Source organism: uncultured Castellaniella sp. (assembly GCF_937988725.1).
Taxonomy (GTDB): Bacteria; Pseudomonadota; Gammaproteobacteria; order Burkholderiales; family Burkholderiaceae_B; genus Castellaniella.
Window position 1 is genome coordinate 1,278,142 of the sequence record NZ_CALKHS010000010.1, and the last position, 18,384, is coordinate 1,296,525.

Annotated in this window: 17 protein-coding genes and 1 other RNA gene; 6 read left to right on the top strand and 12 right to left on the bottom strand. The window is 67.0% G+C overall.

What is annotated here, in order from left to right; translation table 11 throughout:
* Window positions 1-15: 15 nt before the first annotated feature.
* Window positions 16-1,185 carry a glutamine-hydrolyzing carbamoyl-phosphate synthase small subunit gene (gene carA / locus Q0263_RS16415; protein ID WP_366140716.1) on the bottom strand — a complete coding sequence of 390 codons (1,170 nt, stop codon included), beginning with the start codon at window positions 1,183-1,185 and terminating at the stop codon, window positions 16-18.
* A gap of 146 nt (window positions 1,186-1,331) precedes the next feature.
* Here carA and tal point away from each other — a divergent pair, with 146 nt between their 5' ends.
* The gene (gene tal, locus Q0263_RS16420) at window positions 1,332-2,285 is read left to right on the top strand and encodes a transaldolase (protein ID WP_298018580.1); all 954 of its coding nucleotides are present in this window, start codon (window positions 1,332-1,334) and stop codon (window positions 2,283-2,285) included.
* 22 nt (window positions 2,286-2,307) lie between these two features.
* On the opposite strand, the gene Q0263_RS16425 is transcribed toward tal, so the two are convergent.
* Window positions 2,308-3,204, bottom strand: a complete 897-nt coding sequence (locus Q0263_RS16425) for a LysR family transcriptional regulator (protein WP_298018582.1) — start codon at window positions 3,202-3,204, stop codon at window positions 2,308-2,310.
* Between the two features lie 117 nt (window positions 3,205-3,321).
* Here Q0263_RS16425 and Q0263_RS16430 point away from each other — a divergent pair, with 117 nt between their 5' ends.
* The 4 genes from Q0263_RS16430 (at window position 3,322) to Q0263_RS16445 (ending at window position 7,194) form a co-directional block, all read left to right on the top strand.
* On the top strand, window positions 3,322-4,647 hold the full coding sequence (locus tag Q0263_RS16430) for an aspartate aminotransferase family protein (RefSeq protein ID WP_298018584.1): 1,326 nt from the start codon (window positions 3,322-3,324) through the stop codon (window positions 4,645-4,647).
* Between the two features lie 52 nt (window positions 4,648-4,699).
* The gene (locus Q0263_RS16435; protein ID WP_298018587.1) at window positions 4,700-5,608 is read left to right on the top strand and encodes an amino acid ABC transporter substrate-binding protein; all 909 of its coding nucleotides are present in this window, start codon (window positions 4,700-4,702) and stop codon (window positions 5,606-5,608) included.
* A 98-nt stretch (window positions 5,609-5,706) separates the two neighbouring features.
* Entirely contained in the window at window positions 5,707-6,480 is a 774-nt protein-coding gene (locus Q0263_RS16440; RefSeq protein ID WP_298018589.1) for an amino acid ABC transporter permease, read from the top strand.
* Window positions 6,481-6,501: 21 nt separating this feature from the next.
* Entirely contained in the window at window positions 6,502-7,194 is a 693-nt protein-coding gene (locus tag Q0263_RS16445; protein WP_298018592.1) for an amino acid ABC transporter permease, read from the top strand.
* Between the two features lie 9 nt (window positions 7,195-7,203).
* Here Q0263_RS16445 and Q0263_RS16450 read toward each other — a convergent pair whose 3' ends face one another.
* From Q0263_RS16450 to tkt, 10 genes are all read right to left on the bottom strand, one after another.
* Entirely contained in the window at window positions 7,204-7,995 is a 792-nt protein-coding gene (locus tag Q0263_RS16450) for an ABC transporter permease (RefSeq protein WP_298018595.1), read from the bottom strand.
* Window positions 7,996-8,013: 18 nt separating this feature from the next.
* Complete coding sequence (locus Q0263_RS16455) at window positions 8,014-8,856, bottom strand: ABC transporter ATP-binding protein (protein ID WP_298018597.1); 843 nt, start codon at window positions 8,854-8,856, stop codon at window positions 8,014-8,016.
* Entirely contained in the window at window positions 8,849-9,895 is a 1,047-nt protein-coding gene (locus Q0263_RS16460; RefSeq protein ID WP_298018600.1) for an ABC transporter substrate-binding protein, read from the bottom strand. Before Q0263_RS16460 ends, Q0263_RS16455 begins: the two co-directional genes overlap by 8 nt.
* A 78-nt stretch (window positions 9,896-9,973) precedes the next feature.
* A complete protein-coding gene (gene recR, locus Q0263_RS16465; RefSeq protein WP_298018603.1) occupies window positions 9,974-10,582 on the bottom strand; it encodes a recombination mediator RecR in 609 nt (202 codons plus the stop codon).
* A 1-nt stretch (window position 10,583) separates the two neighbouring features.
* A complete protein-coding gene (locus Q0263_RS16470) occupies window positions 10,584-10,910 on the bottom strand; it encodes a YbaB/EbfC family nucleoid-associated protein (RefSeq protein WP_298018606.1) in 327 nt (108 codons plus the stop codon).
* A 43-nt stretch (window positions 10,911-10,953) separates the two neighbouring features.
* A complete protein-coding gene (gene dnaX / locus Q0263_RS16475) occupies window positions 10,954-12,951 on the bottom strand; it encodes a DNA polymerase III subunit gamma/tau (RefSeq protein ID WP_298018609.1) in 1,998 nt (665 codons plus the stop codon).
* 31 nt (window positions 12,952-12,982) lie between these two features.
* An RNA gene (ffs, locus tag Q0263_RS16480) (signal recognition particle sRNA small type) lies at window positions 12,983-13,080 on the bottom strand.
* Between the two features lie 19 nt (window positions 13,081-13,099).
* Window positions 13,100-14,290, bottom strand: coding sequence for a phosphoglycerate kinase (locus tag Q0263_RS16485; RefSeq protein ID WP_298019194.1), 1,191 nt, complete (start codon window positions 14,288-14,290; stop codon window positions 13,100-13,102).
* A gap of 157 nt (window positions 14,291-14,447) precedes the next feature.
* Entirely contained in the window at window positions 14,448-15,458 is a 1,011-nt protein-coding gene (gap, locus tag Q0263_RS16490) for a type I glyceraldehyde-3-phosphate dehydrogenase (protein WP_298018612.1), read from the bottom strand.
* 12 nt (window positions 15,459-15,470) lie between these two features.
* Window positions 15,471-17,516, bottom strand: coding sequence for a transketolase (gene tkt, locus Q0263_RS16495; RefSeq protein ID WP_298018615.1), 2,046 nt, complete (start codon window positions 17,514-17,516; stop codon window positions 15,471-15,473).
* 137 nt (window positions 17,517-17,653) lie between these two features.
* On the opposite strand from tkt, the gene Q0263_RS16500 reads away from it, so the two are divergent.
* Window positions 17,654-18,376 carry a 16S rRNA (uracil(1498)-N(3))-methyltransferase gene (locus Q0263_RS16500; protein WP_298018618.1) on the top strand — a complete coding sequence of 241 codons (723 nt, stop codon included), beginning with the start codon at window positions 17,654-17,656 and terminating at the stop codon, window positions 18,374-18,376.
* Window positions 18,377-18,384: the final 8 nt, after the last annotated feature.

Here is an 18,384-nt window from a genome sequence, read left to right on the forward strand (position 1 = left end):
AGAGAACGGTATCGGTTATTTGGACGACTGGGCTTTGTGCTGGGCCATCAGGTCGATGAACTTGTCGAACAGCACCAGGATGTCGTGGGGGCCGGGGCTGGCCTCCGGGTGGCCCTGGAAGCAGAACACCGGCTTGTCGGTGAGTTCGAAGCCCTGAAGCGTGCCGTCGAACAGCGACACGTGCGTCACGCGGGCGTTGCCCGGCAGGCTGCCGCCATCGACGGTGAAGCCGTGGTTCTGGCTGGTGATGAACACCCGCCCGCTGTCCAGATCCTGCACCGGGTGGTTGGCGCCGTGGTGGCCGGTCTTCATCTTCACCGTGCGCCCGCCCAGGGTCAGGCCCAGGACCTGCTGGCCCAGGCAGATGCCGAACAGAGGAATGCCGCGTTCCAGCACGGCCCGGCAGGTTTCGACGGCGTACTGGCAGGCGGCGGGGTCGCCCGGCCCGTTGGACAGAAACACGCCGTCCGGGTTCTGCGCCAGGATGTCGGCCACCGGCGTCGTGGCCGGCACCAGGGTGATGCGGCAGCCGCGATCGGCCAGCAGGCGCAGGATGTTGGTCTTGATGCCGTAGTCGTAGGCGATGACGTGGTAGTCGGCGGATTCCTGGCGGCGGAAGCCGCGGCCCAGCTGCCAGGTGCCCTGCACCCAGGCGCCGGTCTTGGCGGTGGTGACCTTCAACGCCAGGTCCTGGCCTTCCATGCCGCCGAAGCCGCGCGCCAGTTCCACCGCCCGCGCGACGTCGTCGCCCACCAGGATGCAGGCGCCCTGGGCGCCGCGCTCGCGCAGGATGCGCGTCAGTTTGCGCGTATCCACGCCGGCAATCGCGACGACGCCCTGCGACTTCAGGTATTCGGGCAGGGATTGCGTGGCCCGGAAGTTGGACACGCGGGCCGGGCAGTCGCGCACGACCAGGCCGGCGGCATGGATCTGGCTGGATTCGACGTCTTCGGCATTGACGCCGGTGTTGCCGATGTGGGGATAGGTCAGGGTGACGATCTGGCCGCTGTAGCTGGGGTCGGTCAGGATTTCCTGATAGCCGGTCATGGCCGTGTTGAACACGATCTCGGCCACGGTGAATCCGTCGGCGCCTATGGAAACGCCTCGAAATACGGTACCGTCAGCCAAGGCAAGGATTGCTGGGATGAGCCCTGTGGACCCCTCAGGAAAGATTGACGGCAGCAAAATGGTACCCCGGTTGTAAAGTCGATATATAAACCTTCCTATTATACAGCCCGATAGGGGTTTATCCCCATGAACCCGGAATCCGCGACCTTGAAAATGGTCTAAAGTAAGAGTCTTTCACTGCTTTACCAGAGGGTCTTGTCTTCATGATTCACCAACTCGACGCCCTGCGCGCGCTGACCACCGTCGTGGCGGATACGGGGGATTTCGAAACGATGCGGGCCTACCGGCCCACGGACGCCACCACCAATCCCTCGCTGATTCTCAAGGCCGTGCAGCAGGACGCCTATCGTCATCTGCTGGACCAGGTGCTGCGCGACCATCCCTCGGCGTCGCTAGCCGAGCAGGTGGACCGGCTGCTGGTGGCGTTCGGGCGCGAGATCCTGGCCATCGTGCCCGGCCGGGTCTCCACCGAAGTCGACGCCCGCCTGTCCTTCGACACGCAATCCAGCATCGAGCGGGCGAAACAGATCATCGCGCTGTACGAATCCCACGGCGTCCCCCGCGAACGGGTCCTGATCAAGCTGGCCTCCACCTGGGAAGGCATCCAGGCGGCGCGGGCGCTGGAAACCCAGGGCATCCGCTGCAACCTGACGCTGCTGTTCTCGCTGACGCAGGCCATCGCCTGCGCCCAGGCGCGCGTGACGCTGATTTCGCCCTTCGTGGGCCGCATCTACGATTGGTACAAGAAGGCCGCCGGGTCGGACTGGGACGAAGCCGCGAACGCCGGCCCCAGCGACCCCGGCGTGCAATCGGTCGCCCGCATCTACGGCTACTTCAAGGCCTACGGCATCCCCACGCAGGTGATGGGGGCCAGCTTCCGCAACATCGGGCAGATCCGCGCGCTGGCGGGCTGCGATCTGCTGACGATCAGCCCCGCCCTGCTGGGCGAACTGGCGGCATCGAACGATCCGCTGCCCGCCGCGCTGACGGTGGCCGCCGCGAAGGCGAACGCGCCGGAATGGCTGGCCAGCAACGAAGTGGCGTTCCGCACGCAGCTGAACCAGGATGCGATGGCGACGGAAAAGCTGGCCGAAGGCATCCGGATCTTCACGGCGGACGCGGTGAAGCTGGACGCGCTGGTGGGACAGGCGACGTAAGCGGCGCGCCCGCCGGAAGTCCTCAGCCGTTGCCCTGCATCCGGCGCCAGATCTCGCCGATGTGGCCGGACGTATTGCTTCTGGCGACGAAGGCCACGACATCGACGCCGACCGACCAGCGCCCCGTCTGATCCAGATTCACCAGGTCGTGGGTGGGCTTGCGCATCAGCGATGAATCCGGAATCCAGGCCACGCCCAGACCGCTGGTCACAAACCCGGCCAGCACCTCCGACATGTCGGACTCGCCCAACAAGGTCCCGCAGAACTCATCCGCGGCGTTCTCCAGAATGGCCTCCACCAGCCGGTGGAAATAGGCGTTTGCCGAATAGTGGAAATAAGGCACCGGCTTGGCCTTCGTGCCGGGCAGCGCGAACCCCTTGCGGTCCAGCAGCTGCCGGGAGCAATACGGGCGGACCACGTCCGACAGCAGCACCGCCTTTTCGTAATCGGCCGCGTCCAGCGGAATCCGCTGCGTCGGCTGGTAGTAGTTGATCAGGATGTCCGCAGCCCCGGCCGCGAAATCGGCGGTCGTCTCCAGCACGCTGCCGACCAATGCCTGACACGTCCAGTGCCTGTCCCCGCCGCACCACATCTTCCACCACGTCGGCAGCCACAGGCTGGCCAGCGCATACGGCAGGGCGATGCGCACGTTGCGCTGGGCCTCGAACCGGACCGGCCTGACCCTGAGCCCTTCCAGCTGCGCGAGCAGCCGGTCCGCGTTCACCAGCAGATCGTCGCCCGCCTGCGTCAGATATAAAGGGTACCGGCTGCGGTCCACCAACTCCGTCCCCAGCCAGTTCTCCAGGCTCTGGATGCGCCGGCTGAACGCCGCCTGGGAACAATGGCGCAGCTCCGCGGCCCGCGTAAAACTGCGCACTTCGACCAGAGTCAGAAAATCCTGCAACCAGCGCGTGTCCATCGGGACCTCCGATCAGCTGAGGGGAACGTCATGCATTTTTTGCATTAGACCGGCAATAGCATACCAACCATACTGGCCCGGTACTCAGTCCGCCCTTAGCCCCAGGAGAGAATCGACATGAAACCAGCACTGCGCGCCGCCGCCAAGGAATATCTCGTCCGGTACGGCGGCGACAGCTTCCCGAACCTGTTCTGCGAAGCCAGGGGCGCCATCGTCAAGGACGACACCGGGCGCGAGATACTGGACTTCACGTCCGGCCAGATGTGCGCGACCCTGGGGCACAACCACCCCGCAGTCGTCCAGGCCATCGCCGAAGCCGGCCGGAAGGCCTACCACATGTTCAGCGGGATGATCCCGGAGGTCGTCGCGGAACTGGCCGAGAAGCTGGCCACGGAATGGATGCCGAAGGGGCTCACCAAATCCATCTTCATCAACACGGGCTCCGAAAGCAACGAGGCGGCGTTCAGGATGGCCAAGCTGTACACCGGCGGCTACGAGATCATCGCGGTCGGCGGATCCTGGCACGGCATCACCGGCGGCGTCAGCGCCGCCTCGTTCGCCAGCGACCGCAAAGGCTACGGCGTGCCGACCCCCGGCGTGTTCGTCATGCCCGAACCACATTCCTACCGCCCGTACATCTCCGGCCTGTCCGCCGAGGAATCCGCCCTGACCTGCCTGCAGATCGGCCTGCGGATGTTCGACATGGCGTCGACGGGCAAGCCCGCAGCCATCGTCATCGAGCCCGTGATCAGCGCCGGCGGCGTCCTGGTGCCGCCGCCGTCCTACATGCGCGCGCTGAGGAAGGCGGCCGACGACCGGAACATGCTGCTCATCTTCGACGAGGCGCAGACCGCCTTCGGCCGCATCGGATACAAGACCGCCTCGGAGATGTTCGACGTCGTGCCGGACATCATGAGCGTTTCGAAGACCATGGGCGGCGGGCTGCCGCTGGCGGCCACCATCACGCGCCCGGACATCGAGCAGACCAACTTCGAACGCGGCTACAGCTACTACACGAGCCACGTGTCCGATCCCCTGCCCGCTACGGTCGGGCTGGCGGTCCTGCGCACGCTGCAGGAAGAACGCCTGCTGGAAAAAGCCCGCGACACCGGCGACTATCTGCGCAAGGCGCTGCTCGATCTGCAGAAGAAGTACGAAGTCATCGGCGACGTGCGCGGCGCCGGCATGCTGCTGGGCGTGGAGCTGGTCGTCAGCCCGGACACCAAAGAGCCCGCGCTGGAACTGGGCGCCCTCACCACGCGCAAATGCTACGAAAAGGGCCTCAGCATGAACATCAAGCGGCGGCCGGAACGCGGGTCCGTCTGGCGCATCGCGCCGCCGCTCACCGTCACCCACGCCCAGATCGACCAGGGCATCGCGATCCTGGACGAGTCCCTGCAGGAAAGCCTGGACGAGATGACGCGCGGCAAAGGCATCGCCTGATCACGACACGCAAGACCACAACCATATCCTGATCGGAACAGGAGGAGACACCATGAAAATCCATTCAATGATCCTGGGCGCCGCGCTGACGGTCTGCGCCTTTTCCGCTTATGCGGCCGACACATCGAACACCCTGCAGAAGATCAAGGACACCAAGGAGATCGTCCTGGGCTATCGCGAGGACGCCACGCCCTTCGCCTACATCGACAACAGCCAGACGCCGACCGGATTCTCGGTCGACCTGTGCCGGGAGATCGTCAAGGGGATCGAAAAGGCGCTGGGCATGCAGGATATCCGGATCACCTACCAGCCGGTCACCGCATCGAACCGCATTCCCCTGCTGGCCAACGGCTCGATCGATCTGGAATGCGGCTCGACCACCAACACGCAGGAACGGCAGAAGGCCGTGTCCTTTCTGTACACCACCTACGTGACCGGAACTAAAATCCTGGTCAGGACCGATTCGGGCATCAACAGCGTCGAAGACCTGAAGGGCAAGAAGATCGCGGTCACGGCGGGCACCAACAACATCCGCGCGGTGCAGAAGCTCAACGAGGAAAAGCACCTGAACCTCACCCTGGTCTACGGCGACAGTCACGCCGTCAATTTCCTGCAGCTGCAAAACGGCCGCGTGGACGGCTTCTCGACCGACGACATCCTGCTCTCCGTCCTGCGCGCCCAATCCAAGGCGCCCAAGGACTTCAAGCTCATCCCCGAACAGCTGCTGTCCGTGGAACCCTACGCCATCGGCGTGCGCAAGGACGACCCGAAATTCAAGGAGCTCGCCGACGGCATCCTGAAAACGGCCTTCGACGACGGAAAATTCACCGCCATCTACGAAAAATGGTTCATGAACCCGATACCGCCCAAGGGCATCAATCTCGACATGCCGATGTCGGGTGAATTGAAGCAGCTCATGCAGCACCCCAGCGATTCGACGAATCCGCAGCCACGGCAATAGGCCCGGCCCCCGGCGGCGGCGCGTGCGCGACGCGCCGCCGCCGCGCCGACACAACCCGCCGTCCGAACCAAGCAGGCGGCGCCAGGAGGAGCCAAGGGATGAACTACCACTGGAACTGGGCCGTTTTCTTCCAGATTTCTCCCAATTACGGGGTCAGCTATCTGCAGCTGTTCCTGAACGGCGTCGCGGTCACGCTGGGGCTTTCCGCCAGCAGCTGGCTCATCGCGATGGCCAGCGGATCCGTCGTGGGCATCCTGCGCACGCTCAAAAGCTGGCCCGTGCGCATGCTTGCCCTGTGCTATGTCCAGATCTTCCGGGGCATACCGCTGCTGGTGCAGATGTTCCTGTGGTATTTCATCCTGCCGCAGCTCGTCCCCGCGCTCAAGGCCTGGGCGAACGACACCGATGCGGGCATCGTGCAATTCACGCTGGCCAGCATCTGCCTGGGGCTCTACACCTCCGCGCGGATCGCGGAACAGGTCCGCTCGGGCCTGCAGGCGCTGCCGCCCGGCCAGCCGGCCGCCGCCGCGGCGCTCGGGATGCGGCGCCTCCAGGCGTACCGGCACGTGCTGCTGCCGCAAACCTATCGGATCATCATGCCTCCGCTGACCAGCGAGACCATGAACCTGATCAAGAACACCTCTATCGCCCTGACCATCGGGCTGGCTGAAATCACCTTCCGGTCGCGCGAGATGGGGGAAACCACCTTCGCCTACTTCGAATCCTTCACCATCGCGACCTTCGCCTACATCATCATCGCGCTCGCCGCCAACAGGGCATCGGCGCTGATCGAGCACAAGCTGAGGCACCAGAAGACGGCGGCCGGACCGCACGCCGGATCGACCGGGCGCCCGCTGGCCTCGCGGACCTGAAGACGCACGGACGGAACGGACATGGATTTCTCGGTCATCTGGGACAACCTTCCCCTGCTTCAGAAGGGGTTCCTGTTCACGCTGGAGCTGTCCGCCATCGCGATCGCGGGCGGCTTCCTGATCGGCCTGGTCCTGGCGCTGGCCAGATATTCCCGCATCGCCGTCATCCGCATCGCGGCCGGGCTGTACGTGGACCTCATGCGGTCCGTGCCCCTGCTCCTGGCCTTGTTCTGGATCTTCTTCCTGGCGCCGCTGGCCCTGCAGTGGGCGACGGGCGCGGTGCGCCCCGTCAAGGTGGGCCCGGACAAGACCGCGATCATCGCCTTTATCCTGTTCGAAGCCGCCTATTACTGCGAAATCATCCGCTCGGGCATCAGTTCGGTGTCACCCGGCCAGTGGTCGGCCTCGCTGGCCCTGGGCATGTCCCGCCGCCAGATGATGGCGCTGATCGTGCTGCCGCAGGCCATCCGGAACATGGTGCCGGTATTCCTGACGCAGGCCATCATTCTTTTTCAGGACACGTCGCTGGTATACGTCATGTCCGTGACGGATCTCCTGGGCGCGGCGTCCATCATCGGGATCCGCGACGGGAACTTGGTCGAACCCTATCTGTTCGTGGCCCTGGTCTATCTCGCCATCAGCATCGTGCTCACGGCCGCCGTGCGCCGCTTTTCCAGGAAATCGGGCGCGCCGGCGCCCCATTTCGCCAGATAGCGGTTCCGCTCAGGTCTTGCCCGACTCCCCCGGCCCGGGCTGCCAGACCAGCAGGCGGCGTTCGGCCAGGGACACCGCGCCGTCCAGCAGCAGGGCGAAGATGGTCAGGACGACGATGCCGGCGAAGACCGTGTTCACGTCCAGCGTGCCTTCGGCCTGCAGGATCAGGTAGCCGACGCCGGCCGCCGACCCCAGGTATTCGCCGACCACCGCCCCCACGAAGGCCAGGCCCACGGACGTGTGCAGGCTGGAAAAGACCCAGCTGGTGGCCGAGGGAATGTACACGTGGCGCAGCAGCTGGCGGCGGGTGGCGCCCAGCATGCGGGCGTTGTCCAGCAAGGTGGGCGACACTTCCCGCACGCCCCGGTAGACGTTGAAGAACACGATGAAGAACACCAGGGTGACGGCCAGGGCGACCTTGGACCAGATGCCCAGGCCGAACCACATGGCGAAGATCGGCGCCAGGATCACGCGCGGCATGGAATTGGCGGCCGTCACGTAGGGTTCCAGCAAGGCGCTGGCGCCGCGCGACAGGCCCAGCCACAGGCCGAAGCCCAGGCCGCCCACCGTGCCGATGATGAAGGCCAGCACGGTTTCGGACAGGGTGATCCACAGATGGCGGTAGACGCTGGCATCGGTGACGAACCACGCCCAGATGACCTGGGCGACTTCGAGGGGCCGGCCGAAGAAGAAGGCGATGTTCTGGTTCAGCGAGGCCCAGTACCAGGCCAGCAGGATGGCGGCCAGCAGGGCTATTTGCAGCGTCCGCAGCACGGGCCGGGACAGTTCGTCGGATTTCATGATGGATACGGCTCCGGTTCAGGCCTGCTTCTGGCGTTCGTAGCCCTTGAGGACTTCGTCGCGCAGCACGGCCCAGATGCCCTGGTGCAGTTCAATGAAGCGAGGATGCATGCGGACTTCGGCCACGTCGCGCGGGCGCGGAATATCGATGGCGAACTCGCCGATCGGGTGGGTGTCGGGTCCGGCCGACAGCACCACGACGCGGTCACTCATGGCGATAGCCTCGTCCAGGTCATGGGTGATGAAGAGCACCGCCTTGCGGCGCGCCATCCAGAGATCCAGGACCTCGTTTTCCATCAGCTGGCGGGTCTGGATGTCCAGGGCCGAGAAGGGCTCGTCCATCAGGATGATGTCGGGATCACGGATCAGGGTCTGGGCCAGCATGGCGCGCTTGCGCATGCCGCCCGACATCTGGTGCGGATAGCGGTTCTCGAAACCGCCCAGCCCCACCCTGCGCAGCCAGTCGCGCCCCTGCGCCGTGGCATCCGCCGCCGCCACGCCGGCGAATTCCAGGCCGGCGGTGACGTTGGCCAGAGCATTGCGCCAGGGCATCAGGGCCTCGCCCTGGAACATGTAGCCCGCCCTGTGATTGATGCCGCGCAAGGCTTCGCCGAAGACGCTGACGCGGCCGGACGAGGGGCGCAGCAGGCCGGCGGCCATGTTCAGCAGCGTGGACTTGCCGCAACCCGTAGGGCCGACGACGGAGACGAACTCGCCGGGCGCCACGGTCAGGGTGGCATCCCGCATGGCCGTGTAGGCGGAGCCGTCGGGCGACGTGAAGGTGCACGTGACCCGGTCGAGCAGCAAGGCGGGCGTCTGCCCGGCCTGGCCGGGCTCCGGAGCGGTCTGCGGATCAGACATGCGGATACGTCTGGCCGGCCTTGGACGCGAACTGGTTGGTCCAGATGCGCGAGATGTCGATCTTGGTGCGGTCGAAATGCGGCACGAATTCCGCCAGGGCGTTCAGGGCCGTCTGCGGACCGTCCTCGGGCACCAGGCCGTCGGGCGACAGGGCTTCGCGGTTGCCCTTGAGGGCCAGCTTGTAGAGTTCGGGATCGCCCAGCAGGTAGGATTCCGGCACCAGCTTGGCGATTTCGTCGGGCGTGACGGCCTGGATCCATTTGTCGGCCCGCACGATGGCGTTGGCCAGGGCCTGGGTGGTGTTGGGATTCGCGTCGATGAAGGCCTGCGAGGTGTACAGGCAGCCCGAGGGCATGTTGCCGCCGAAGATCTGGCGGGCGTCCTTCAGGGTGCGCGTATCGGCGATGATCCGGATGGCGTCTTCCTTGGCCAGGGTGCTGATGACCGGATCCAGGTTGGCGATGGCATCGACCTGCCCGGAACGCAGCGCCGTCACGGCCCCCGCCCCGGCGCCCACCCCGATGTAGGACACGTCGCTGGGCTTGAGGCCATGCTGGGCCAGGAAGAAGCTGGCCATCATGTTGGTCGAGGAACCCGGCGCCGTCACGCCGATCTTCTTGCCCTTCAGGTCGGCCGGCGTCTTGTAGTCGGGCAGCGTCTTCTTGGAGACGCCCAGCACGATCATCGGCGCCTGCCCCTGCAGCACGAAGCAGCGGTAGAACTGGCCCTTGGCCTGCAGGTTGATGGTGTGTTCGAAGGCGCCGGAGACGACGTCGGCGCTGCCGCCCACCACCGCCTGCAGGGCCTTGGACCCGCCCGCGAAGTCCGCGATGGTGGCATCCAGTCCTTCGTCCTTGAAGTAGCCCTTCAGGTGCGCCACGGACAAGGGCAGGTAATAGATCAGGGACTGGCCGCCGACCGCGATGGTCAGGGACTGTTTTTCCAGGGCGACCTTCTGGGCGCGGACCACACCAGGCAATGCGCCCAGCACGCCCGCCGCACCGACGGTCTTCAGCAATTCACGGCGAGAAATCGGCATGGTGTTGTCTCCTTAGGATTGGATACCGAGCCAGCATGATACCGCGCCGGATTCAAACATGCGCAGCCGGAAGCGACGTCAATCGGACCGGCGTTCCATCAGCGCCCAGGCGATCGTGCCCGCGTCGACGTATTCCAGTTCGCTGCCGCTGGGCACGCCCCGCGCCAGCCGCGTGACCTTCAGGCCGCGGCCCCGCAGCATGTCGGACAGGTAGTACGCCGTGGTCTCGCCTTCGGCGGTGAAATTGGTCGCGAGAATGACTTCGCGCACCTGGCCGTCGGTCGCGCGTTCCAGCAGGCGGGCGAACTGGACCTGGTCCGGGCCGACGCCTTCCAGGGGCGCCAGGCGCCCCATCATGACGTAATACAGGCCCCGGTAGCCGTGGCTGGCTTCGATCATGTTCTGGTCGGCCGGCGTTTCCACCACGCACAGCAGCGAGGCGTCGCGATCCGGGCTCTCGCAGGTGGCGCACAGCGGCGTCTGCGAAAAGGAGTTGCAGCGCTCGCAATGGCACAGCCCCGTGACCGCGTCGCGCAGCGCGTCGCCCAGCTTCAAGGCCGCATCGGGATCGCGTTGCAGCAGATGGTAGGCCATGCGCCGGGCCGTGCGCACGCCCACGCCCGGCAGGCCGCGCAAGGCATCGATCAGGACCCGCAGGGGTTCCGGTTCGGGCAGGCCCGCCGCCATGTCAGAACGGCAGCTTCATGCCCGCGGGCAGGGACATGCCGGCCGTGACGGCGGACATTTTTTCCTGGGCGGTGGCTTCCGCCTTGCGCTGCGCATCGTTGAAGGCGGCGGCGACCAGATCTTCGATCATGTCGCGGTCATCGTCGAACAGCGAGGGATCGATGGCGACGCGCTTGACGTCGAACTTGCAGCTCATGGTGACTTTCACCAGGCCGCCGCCGGCCGCGCCCTCGACGATCAATTCGGCCAGGGCGTCCTGGGCCTTCTTCATGTTTTCCTGCATTTGCTGAGCCTGACGCATCAAGCCGGCAATCTGACCTTTCATCATGTCGATGTCCTGATTGAATAAGGGGTGGAAACGAAAACAGGGACTATACCGCAGGCGGGCGGACGGTCCCCGGGACCAGCCGGGCGGCGAACTGGCCGGCCAGCGCCCGGACCAGGGCATCGTGTTCGGCGGCGTCTTCGGCCGCCTGCTGGCGCTGGGCCCGGGCCGCCTGGTCCACGGCGGCCGCCGTATCGTCGCCCGTCGTGCCGTAGGCGACGTCCAGACGCAGCACCCGGCCGAAATATTCCGACAGCACCGTGCGCAGGCGATCGTGGGCGCCGCCTTCGGTATAGGTATGGATGGCCACGCGCAGCCGGATCTGGTGTTCGTCGCCCCCCAGCCATTCGCTGTTCAGCGCCAGCGCGCGCGCCGCCCCGGTGACCGGCAGGCCGGCCGCCACCGCGGGCCAGTCGGATGCGGTCAGGCGGGCGGGATCGGGAATCTCGACGGAAGCCGGCGCCGACGCGCCCGGCAAGTCCGTCAGGCGCACGGGCAGGTCTTCCTCGTCCAGGGCATCGGCCGCCGCCACCGCATCGAAATCGTCCGGCACGTCGGCCGTCCAGTCCTGGCCCGCCGGTTCCGTCTCGTCGGGCGGCGCGGCGGCCGTCGACGGATTGGCGGCCTGCGGCAGCGCATCGGAGTCAGGCATGTCCCAGGCGGGCGGCTCGTCGGAGGCGGACGCCGCGACGGGCGCCGCCGGGGCGGCAGGTCGGGCAGCGGACGCAGCCGGCGCGGCCACGGGGCCTGGCTGCGCCTTGACCGACTTCGCGGACGCCATCGGCGCGGCGGACAATGCGGCGGCGGGCGCAACCGGCGCGGCGTGAGCCCCGGCGGTCGGCGCCGTCGGCGCGGCGGCAAGGCCCTCGACGACAGGCGCAACGGCGGGCGCCGCAGGCGCGGCGGCGGACTCCGTCGACCGGCCCGCGGCGGGCGGATCCAGCCTCACGGGCGGCACGCGATCCGGCGGCAGCAGGGCCAGCATGCGTAGGCACGCCATGACGAAGCCGGCGTATTCATCCGGCGCCAGGGCAAGTTCCTGGCGGCTGTGAACCGCCACGGCATAGAAAAGCTGCACGTCGTCCGGACCGAGGCCGGCCGCCAGCGCCTGGACGTCGTCCGCCAGGGGATCGTCCGCCTGGGCATGCCCCAGGCGCTGCGCGATGGCGACGCGCGACAGCAGGATGGCCAGGTCGGCCAGGGCCGCCTGGAACGACAGGCCGCGGGCGGCCAGTTCATCCGCCACGGCCAGGATTCCCGGCGCATCAGCCGCCGCCAGGGCCCGCAGCAGCGCGACCAGATGGTGCTGGTCCAGCGTGCCCAGCATTTCGCCCACGGCGGCGGCCGTGAGATTGCCCGCGGCATAGGAAATCGCCTGGTCCGTCAGGGACAGGGCGTCGCGCATGGAGCCGGCCGCCGCCTGGGCGATCAGCCTCAGGCCCTGCGCATCGGCGGGAATGGATTCCTGGGCCAGGATGTGCTGCAGATGTTCGACGATGGCCGGCACCGTCATCTGCTTCAGATTGAACTGCAGGCAGCGCGACAGGACCGTGACGGGGATCTTCTGCGGATCGGTGGTGGCCAGGATGAACTTGACGTGTTCGGGGGGCTCTTCCAGGGTCTTCAGCATGGCGTTGAAGGCATGCCCGGTGAGCATGTGCACTTCGTCGATCATGTAGACCTTGTAGCGGCCGGCGGACGGCGCATAGACCGCCTGTTCCAGCAGCTGGGTCATTTCGTCCACGCCGCGGTTGGACGCCGCATCCAGTTCGATGTAGTCGACGTAGCGCCCGGCATCGATTTCGGTGCAGGCCTGGCAATGGCCGCAGGGGGTCGCCGTGACGCCGTCGGCGCAGTTCAGGGATTTGGCCAGGATGCGCGACAGCGTGGTCTTGCCCACGCCCCGGGTGCCGGTGAACAGCCAAGCATGATGCAGGCGCCCGGACGACAGGGCATGGGTCAGCGCCCGGACCACGTGGTCCTGCCCGATCAGGGTGTCGAAAGAACGGGGGCGCCATTTGCGCGCCAGAACGAGATAGCTCATGAGTCGGCCGCCGCCCGGAGAAGACAAAAGGAAAGGCGAGCCTGACTTCGGCACTGGTTCTGCACGGCTGTGGCTGCTTCGTTCCCGACCTGACCAGGTTCACCGCCGAACCATGCGAAGGGGCCCGCCTCTGGAATTCTAACAGACCTCAGGCACTTCGCGCCTGCAAGGCCGCCACGGCCGGCAAAGTCTTGCCTTCCAGGAATTCCAGGAAGGCGCCGCCGCCTGTGGAAATGTAGCCCACCCGGTCGGCGATGCCGTATTTGGCGATGGCCGCCAGGGTGTCGCCGCCGCCGGCGATGGAAAAGCCGTCCGACTCGGCGATCGCCTGGGCGATGACCCGGGTGCCTTCGGCGAAGGCGTCGAATTCGAAAACGCCGACGGGGCCGTTCCAGACGATGGTGCCTGCCTGGCGCAGCTGCTGCGCCAGCAGCGCCGCCGTCCGGGGGCCGATGTCGAGGATCAGGTCGTCGGGGGCCACGTCGGCGGCCTCCTTGACCGTGGCGGGCGCATCGGCGGCGAACGTCTTCGCCACGACCACGTCCACCGGAATCGGCACCTGCACGCCCCGCGCCTGCATGGCTTGGATGACGGCCTTGGCCTGATCGACCTGATCCGGCTCGGCCAGGGACTTGCCGATGGGCAGGCCCGCCGCCAGCATGAACGTGTTGGCGATGCCGCCCCCGACGATCAGTTGATCGACCTTGTCGGCCAGCGCCTGCAGGATGGACAGCTTGGTGGAGACCTTCGACCCGCCCACGATGGCCGCCATCGGGCGGCGCGGCGACTTCAGGGCGCGGCCCAGGGCGTCCAGTTCGGCGGCCAGCAGCGGCCCTGCGCAGGCCACCGGGGCGAAGCGGGCCATGCCTTCGGTCGTGGCCTCGGCCCGGTGCGCGGTGCCGAAGGCATCGTTGACGTAGACGTCGCACAGGGCCGCCATGCGGCGGGCCAGATCGGGATCGTTCTTCTTTTCTCCCGGATTGCAGCGGCAGTTCTCCAGCAGCGCCACGTCGCCGACGGCCAGTTCCACCCCGTCGACCCAGTCGCGAACCAGCCGCACGGGGCGGCCCAGCAATTCTGCCAGGCGCTCCGCCACGGGCTGCAGGGTGTCGTCGGGACCGACGACGCCTTCCTTGGGACGGCCCAGGTGGGACGTGACCATGACGGCCGCCCCGGCGTCCAGCGCCAGCCGGATGGCCGGCACCGAGGCCCGCACGCGGGTATCTTCGGTGATTTTCCCCTGGTCCAGGGGCACGTTCAGGTCGGAACGGATGAAAACGCGCTTGCCCGCCAGGGCGCCGGCCTGGGCCAGGCCGGAAAGTGTCTGTATCGACATGATTTGCCTTTTTCTGCGCGGGGCCCGTCTCGCCGGGCGATCAGGCCCGGCCATCGAGAACCCCGGAAACGGAAAAAAGGGCGGGTCGCCCCGCCCTCGCGCACCGCCTGGAGATGTCCGGATCGGACACGCCGGCGGGACGATCACCGGGATGCCGGCTTTATTTGGCGGCCATCAGGGCGACCGTGGTATCGAGCATGCGATTGGAGAAACCCCATTCGTTGTCGTACCAGGACGAGACCTTGACCAGGGAGCCGGAGACCTTGGTCAGCGCGGCGTCCACGGTGCTGGACAGCGGGCTGTGGTTGAAGTCCACGGACACCAGCGGTTCGGTGGTGTAGGCCAGGATGCCCTTCAGGGGGCCTTCGGCGGCGGCCTTGAGGATGCCGTTGACCTCATCCACCGTGGTTTCGCGCGCGGCCACGAAGGACAGGTCGACGATGGACACGTTGATCGTCGGCACGCGGATCGCGTAGCCGTCGAGCTTGCCGTTCAGTTCGGGCAGCACCAGGCCGACCGCCGACGCGGCGCCGGTCTTGGTCGGGATCATGCTGTGCGTGGCCGAGCGGGCGCGGCGCAGGTCGGAGTGATAGACGTCGGTCAGGACCTGGTCGTTGGTGTAGGCGTGCACCGTGGTCATCAGACCGTTGACGATGCCCAGCTTCTGGTGCAGCGGATACACCAGCGGCGCCAGGCAGTTGGTGGTGCACGAAGCGTTGGAGATGACCGTGTCGGACGCCTTCAGCACCTGGTGATTGACGCCGTAGACGATGGTGGCGTCCACGTCCTTGCCGCCGGGCGCGGAAATGATGACTTTCTTCGCGCCGCCCTTCAGGTGGGCGGAAGCCTTTTCCTTGCTGGTGAAAAAGCCCGTGCATTCCAGCACCACGTCGACCTTCAGCTCGCCCCAGGGCAGCTTGGCGGGGTCGCGGTCGGCCAGCACGCGAATCCGGTCGCCGTTGACCACCATGAAGTCGCCGTCGACTTCGACCGTGCCGGGGAAGCGGCCGTGGGCCGTGTCGTAGCGGGTCAGGTGGGCATTGGTTTCGGGATTGCCCAGATCGTTGATGGCCACGATCTGGATATCGTGCTTCTTCCCGTCTTCATAGTGAGCACGCAGGATGTTGCGGCCGATGCGGCCGTAACCATTGATGGCGACGCGAATGGTCATGAGGGATCTCCTTTACAAAAGCTGCTCGACCGTGGCCGCGACATGATCGGCCGTGAGGTTGAAATGTTTGAACAACACACCGGCAGGCGCCGATTCCCCGAAGGTGTCGATCCCGACCACAGCTCCGGTCGTCCCGACGTATTTGTACCAGGTGGCCGTGCCCCCGGCCTCGACGGCCACGCGCGGCAAGCCGTCGGGCAGCACGGCGCTGCGCCAGGCTGCGTCCTGGGCGTCGAACACCTGGGTGCAGGGCATGGACACCACCCGCGTGGCGATGCCGCGCGCGGCCAGTTGATCCTGGGCCTGCAGGGCGAGTTCGACCTCGGACCCGGTGGCGATGATGACGGCGCAGGCCCCCACCATGTCGCGCAGCACGTAGCCGCCCCGCGCGATGGCGTCGGTGGTGGAGGCGTCGCGGGCGACGAAAGGCAGGTTCTGGCGCGACAGCAGCAGCGCCGACGGGCCGCCGTCGTGCACGGCCATGCCCAGGCTGGCCGGGCGCGCCACGGCGGCCTGCCAGGCCACCGCGGTCTCGGTCGTGTCGCAGGGGCGCCAGACGTGCAGATTGGGAATCAGGCGCAGGCTGCCGGCGTGTTCGATGGACTGGTGGGTGGGACCGTCCTCGCCCAGGCCGATGGAATCGTGCGTGAAGACGTGCACCACGCGCTGCTTCATCAGGGCCGCCATGCGCAGGGCGTTGCGGGAATAGTCGGAGAAGGTCAGGAAGGTGCCGCCGAAAGGCAGGTAGCCGCCATGCAGGGCCATGCCGTTCATGATCGCCGCCATGCCGAATTCGCGCACGCCGTAGTTGATGTGGCGTCCGGCCTGCAGGCCGTCGGCCGTGCGGCGCACGGGCGCGACGCCCTTCCAGTCGGTGAAGTTCGACCCGGTCAGGTCGGCCGAGCCGCCCAGCAGTTCGGGCAGGAGTTCGGCGAACGCCGTGATGGCCTGCTGAGAGGCCTTGCGCGAGGCGATGGATTCGGCCTTGTCCTGCGTGGACAGCACGTAGGCGCGGGCGCGGGCGGCGAAATCGGCGGGCAGTTCGCCGGCCATGCGCCGACACAGTTCCGACGCCAGTTCCGGATAGGCTTCCGCATAGTGATCGAAACGCACCTGCCAGTCGGACTGCAGGTGGGCGCCGCGTTCGCGGCCGTTCCAGTAGGCGTAGACCTCGCGCGGGATGTCGAAGGGCGGGCGGTTCCAGCCCATGGCCTTGCGGGCCGCGGCGATCTCGTCGGCTCCCAGGGGGGCGCCGTGGACCTTTTCGGTGCCGGCCTTGGTGGGGGCGCCGCGCCCGATGACGGTGCGGCAGCAGATCAGGGTGGGTCCGCGGCCGCCGGCGGCATGGGTCTTGGCCTGGGTGATCGCCGCATCCAGGGCGTTCATGTCGTGGCCGTCGACCCCGCGCAGCACGTTCCAGCCGTAGGCCTCGAAGCGGGCCGGCGTGTCGTCGGCGAACCAGTTCTCCACGTGGCCGTCGATGGAAATGCCGTTGTCGTCGTAGAACACGATCAGGCGCGACAGGCCCAGCGTGCCGGCCAGGGAGCAGGCTTCGTGGGAGATGCCTTCCATCAGGCAGCCGTCGCCCACGAACACGTAGGTGTCGTGATCGATGATGTCATGCCCCGGGCGATTGAATTCCTTCGCCAGCAGGGCCTGGGCCAGGGCCATGCCGACCCCGTTGGCCAGACCCTGGCCCAGCGGCCCGGTCGTGGTTTCCACTCCCGGCGTGATGCCGACTTCCGGGTGTCCGGGCGTCCTGGAATGCAGCTGGCGGAAGTTGCGCAGTTCTTCGATGGGCAGGTCGTAGCCGCTAAGATGCAGCAGCGCGTACAGCAGCATCGAGCCATGGCCGTTGGACAGCACGAAACGATCACGGTCGAGCCAGGCCGGATCGGACGGGTTGTGGCGCAGATGGCGCGTCCAGAGCACGTGCGCGATATCCGCCATCCCCATGGGGGCGCCGGGGTGCCCGGAATTGGCTTGTTGGACGGCGTCCATGGCCAGCACGCGAATTGCGTTGGCCATGGCGGGATCGGGGGCGGGCAAAGCGCTCATAGGGTCTTTGGGGGCGAACCGGGCGGCCATTGCCGCAAGCCTCGCCGCATACAGGATGACAAAGCCCTGAATTTTACCACCCTGCCCGCTCCGGTTTATAGTCCGAGCATTCACGCCGCAGGGACAACCGCCCATCCATGCCCATCGCCCGATTCTTCTGCCCGTCGCCGCTGCAGGCCGATTGCCGGATCGAATTGCCCGAATCCCTGGCGCACCACGCGGTCCGGGTCCTGCGCCTGCCCTCCGGCACGGCCGTGACGCTGTTCGACGGGCGCGGCGGGCAGTACCCGGCCGTGCTGGACATCCAGGGCCGGACCGTGCTGGCCGACGTCGGCCCCCACCAGGCCGTCGACTGCGAACTGCGTGGCCGCCTGACCCTGATCCAGGGCATCGCCTCCGGCGACAAGATGGACTGGATCGTGGAAAAGGCCGTGGAACTGGGCGTGAGCGCGCTGATTCCGGTGGCGGCCGAACGCAGCGTGCTGCGCCTGAGCGGCCCCCGCCTGGAAAAGCGCCTGGCGCACTGGCGCGCGATCGTGCAGTCGGCCAGCGAGCAATGCGGGCGCAACCGCCTGATGGAAATTCTGGAGCCCGCCCCGCTGCGCGGCGGCCTGGAGCGGCTAAGCGGCGTCAGCCTGTTCTGCCATCCGGACGGCGACGCCGATTTTTCACAGGCCCTGCGCGGCGTGGAGGATCGCCTGAACCTGCTGGTGGGGCCCGAAGGCGGCTGGTCGCCGGAGGAACTGGCCCTGGCGCGGCGCCAGGGCCTGCAGGGCGTGCGTTTCGGACCCAGGGTCCTGCGCACGGAAACCGCCGGTCTGGCCATGGCGGCCGCCGCGGGCGCGCTGCTGGGCTGGTAGGGGGCAAC

Bases quoted from the DNA above. Each gene is read 5' to 3' on its own strand.
- tal (WP_298018580.1), top strand. From the start codon at position 1,332: ATGATTCACCAACTCGACGCCCTGCGCGCGCTGACCACCGTCGTGGCG.
- Q0263_RS16425 (WP_298018582.1), bottom strand. From the start codon at position 3,204: ATGGACACGCGCTGGTTGCAGGATTTTCTGACTCTGGTCGAAGTGCGC.
- Q0263_RS16430 (WP_298018584.1), top strand. From the start codon at position 3,322: ATGAAACCAGCACTGCGCGCCGCCGCCAAGGAATATCTCGTCCGGTAC.
- Q0263_RS16435 (WP_298018587.1), top strand. From the start codon at position 4,700: ATGAAAATCCATTCAATGATCCTGGGCGCCGCGCTGACGGTCTGCGCC.
- Q0263_RS16440 (WP_298018589.1), top strand. From the start codon at position 5,707: ATGAACTACCACTGGAACTGGGCCGTTTTCTTCCAGATTTCTCCCAAT.
- Q0263_RS16445 (WP_298018592.1), top strand. From the start codon at position 6,502: ATGGATTTCTCGGTCATCTGGGACAACCTTCCCCTGCTTCAGAAGGGG.
- Q0263_RS16450 (WP_298018595.1), bottom strand. From the start codon at position 7,995: ATGAAATCCGACGAACTGTCCCGGCCCGTGCTGCGGACGCTGCAAATA.
- Q0263_RS16455 (WP_298018597.1), bottom strand. From the start codon at position 8,856: ATGTCTGATCCGCAGACCGCTCCGGAGCCCGGCCAGGCCGGGCAGACG.
- Q0263_RS16460 (WP_298018600.1), bottom strand. From the start codon at position 9,895: ATGCCGATTTCTCGCCGTGAATTGCTGAAGACCGTCGGTGCGGCGGGC.
- recR (WP_298018603.1), bottom strand. From the start codon at position 10,582: ATGGCGGCGGGCCTGCCCGAACCGGAACCCCTGCGGGTCCTGATCGAT.
- Q0263_RS16470 (WP_298018606.1), bottom strand. From the start codon at position 10,910: ATGATGAAAGGTCAGATTGCCGGCTTGATGCGTCAGGCTCAGCAAATG.
- dnaX (WP_298018609.1), bottom strand. From the start codon at position 12,951: ATGAGCTATCTCGTTCTGGCGCGCAAATGGCGCCCCCGTTCTTTCGAC.
- gap (WP_298018612.1), bottom strand. From the start codon at position 15,458: ATGACCATTCGCGTCGCCATCAATGGTTACGGCCGCATCGGCCGCAAC.
- tkt (WP_298018615.1), bottom strand. From the start codon at position 17,516: ATGAGCGCTTTGCCCGCCCCCGATCCCGCCATGGCCAACGCAATTCGC.
- Q0263_RS16500 (WP_298018618.1), top strand. From the start codon at position 17,654: ATGCCCATCGCCCGATTCTTCTGCCCGTCGCCGCTGCAGGCCGATTGC.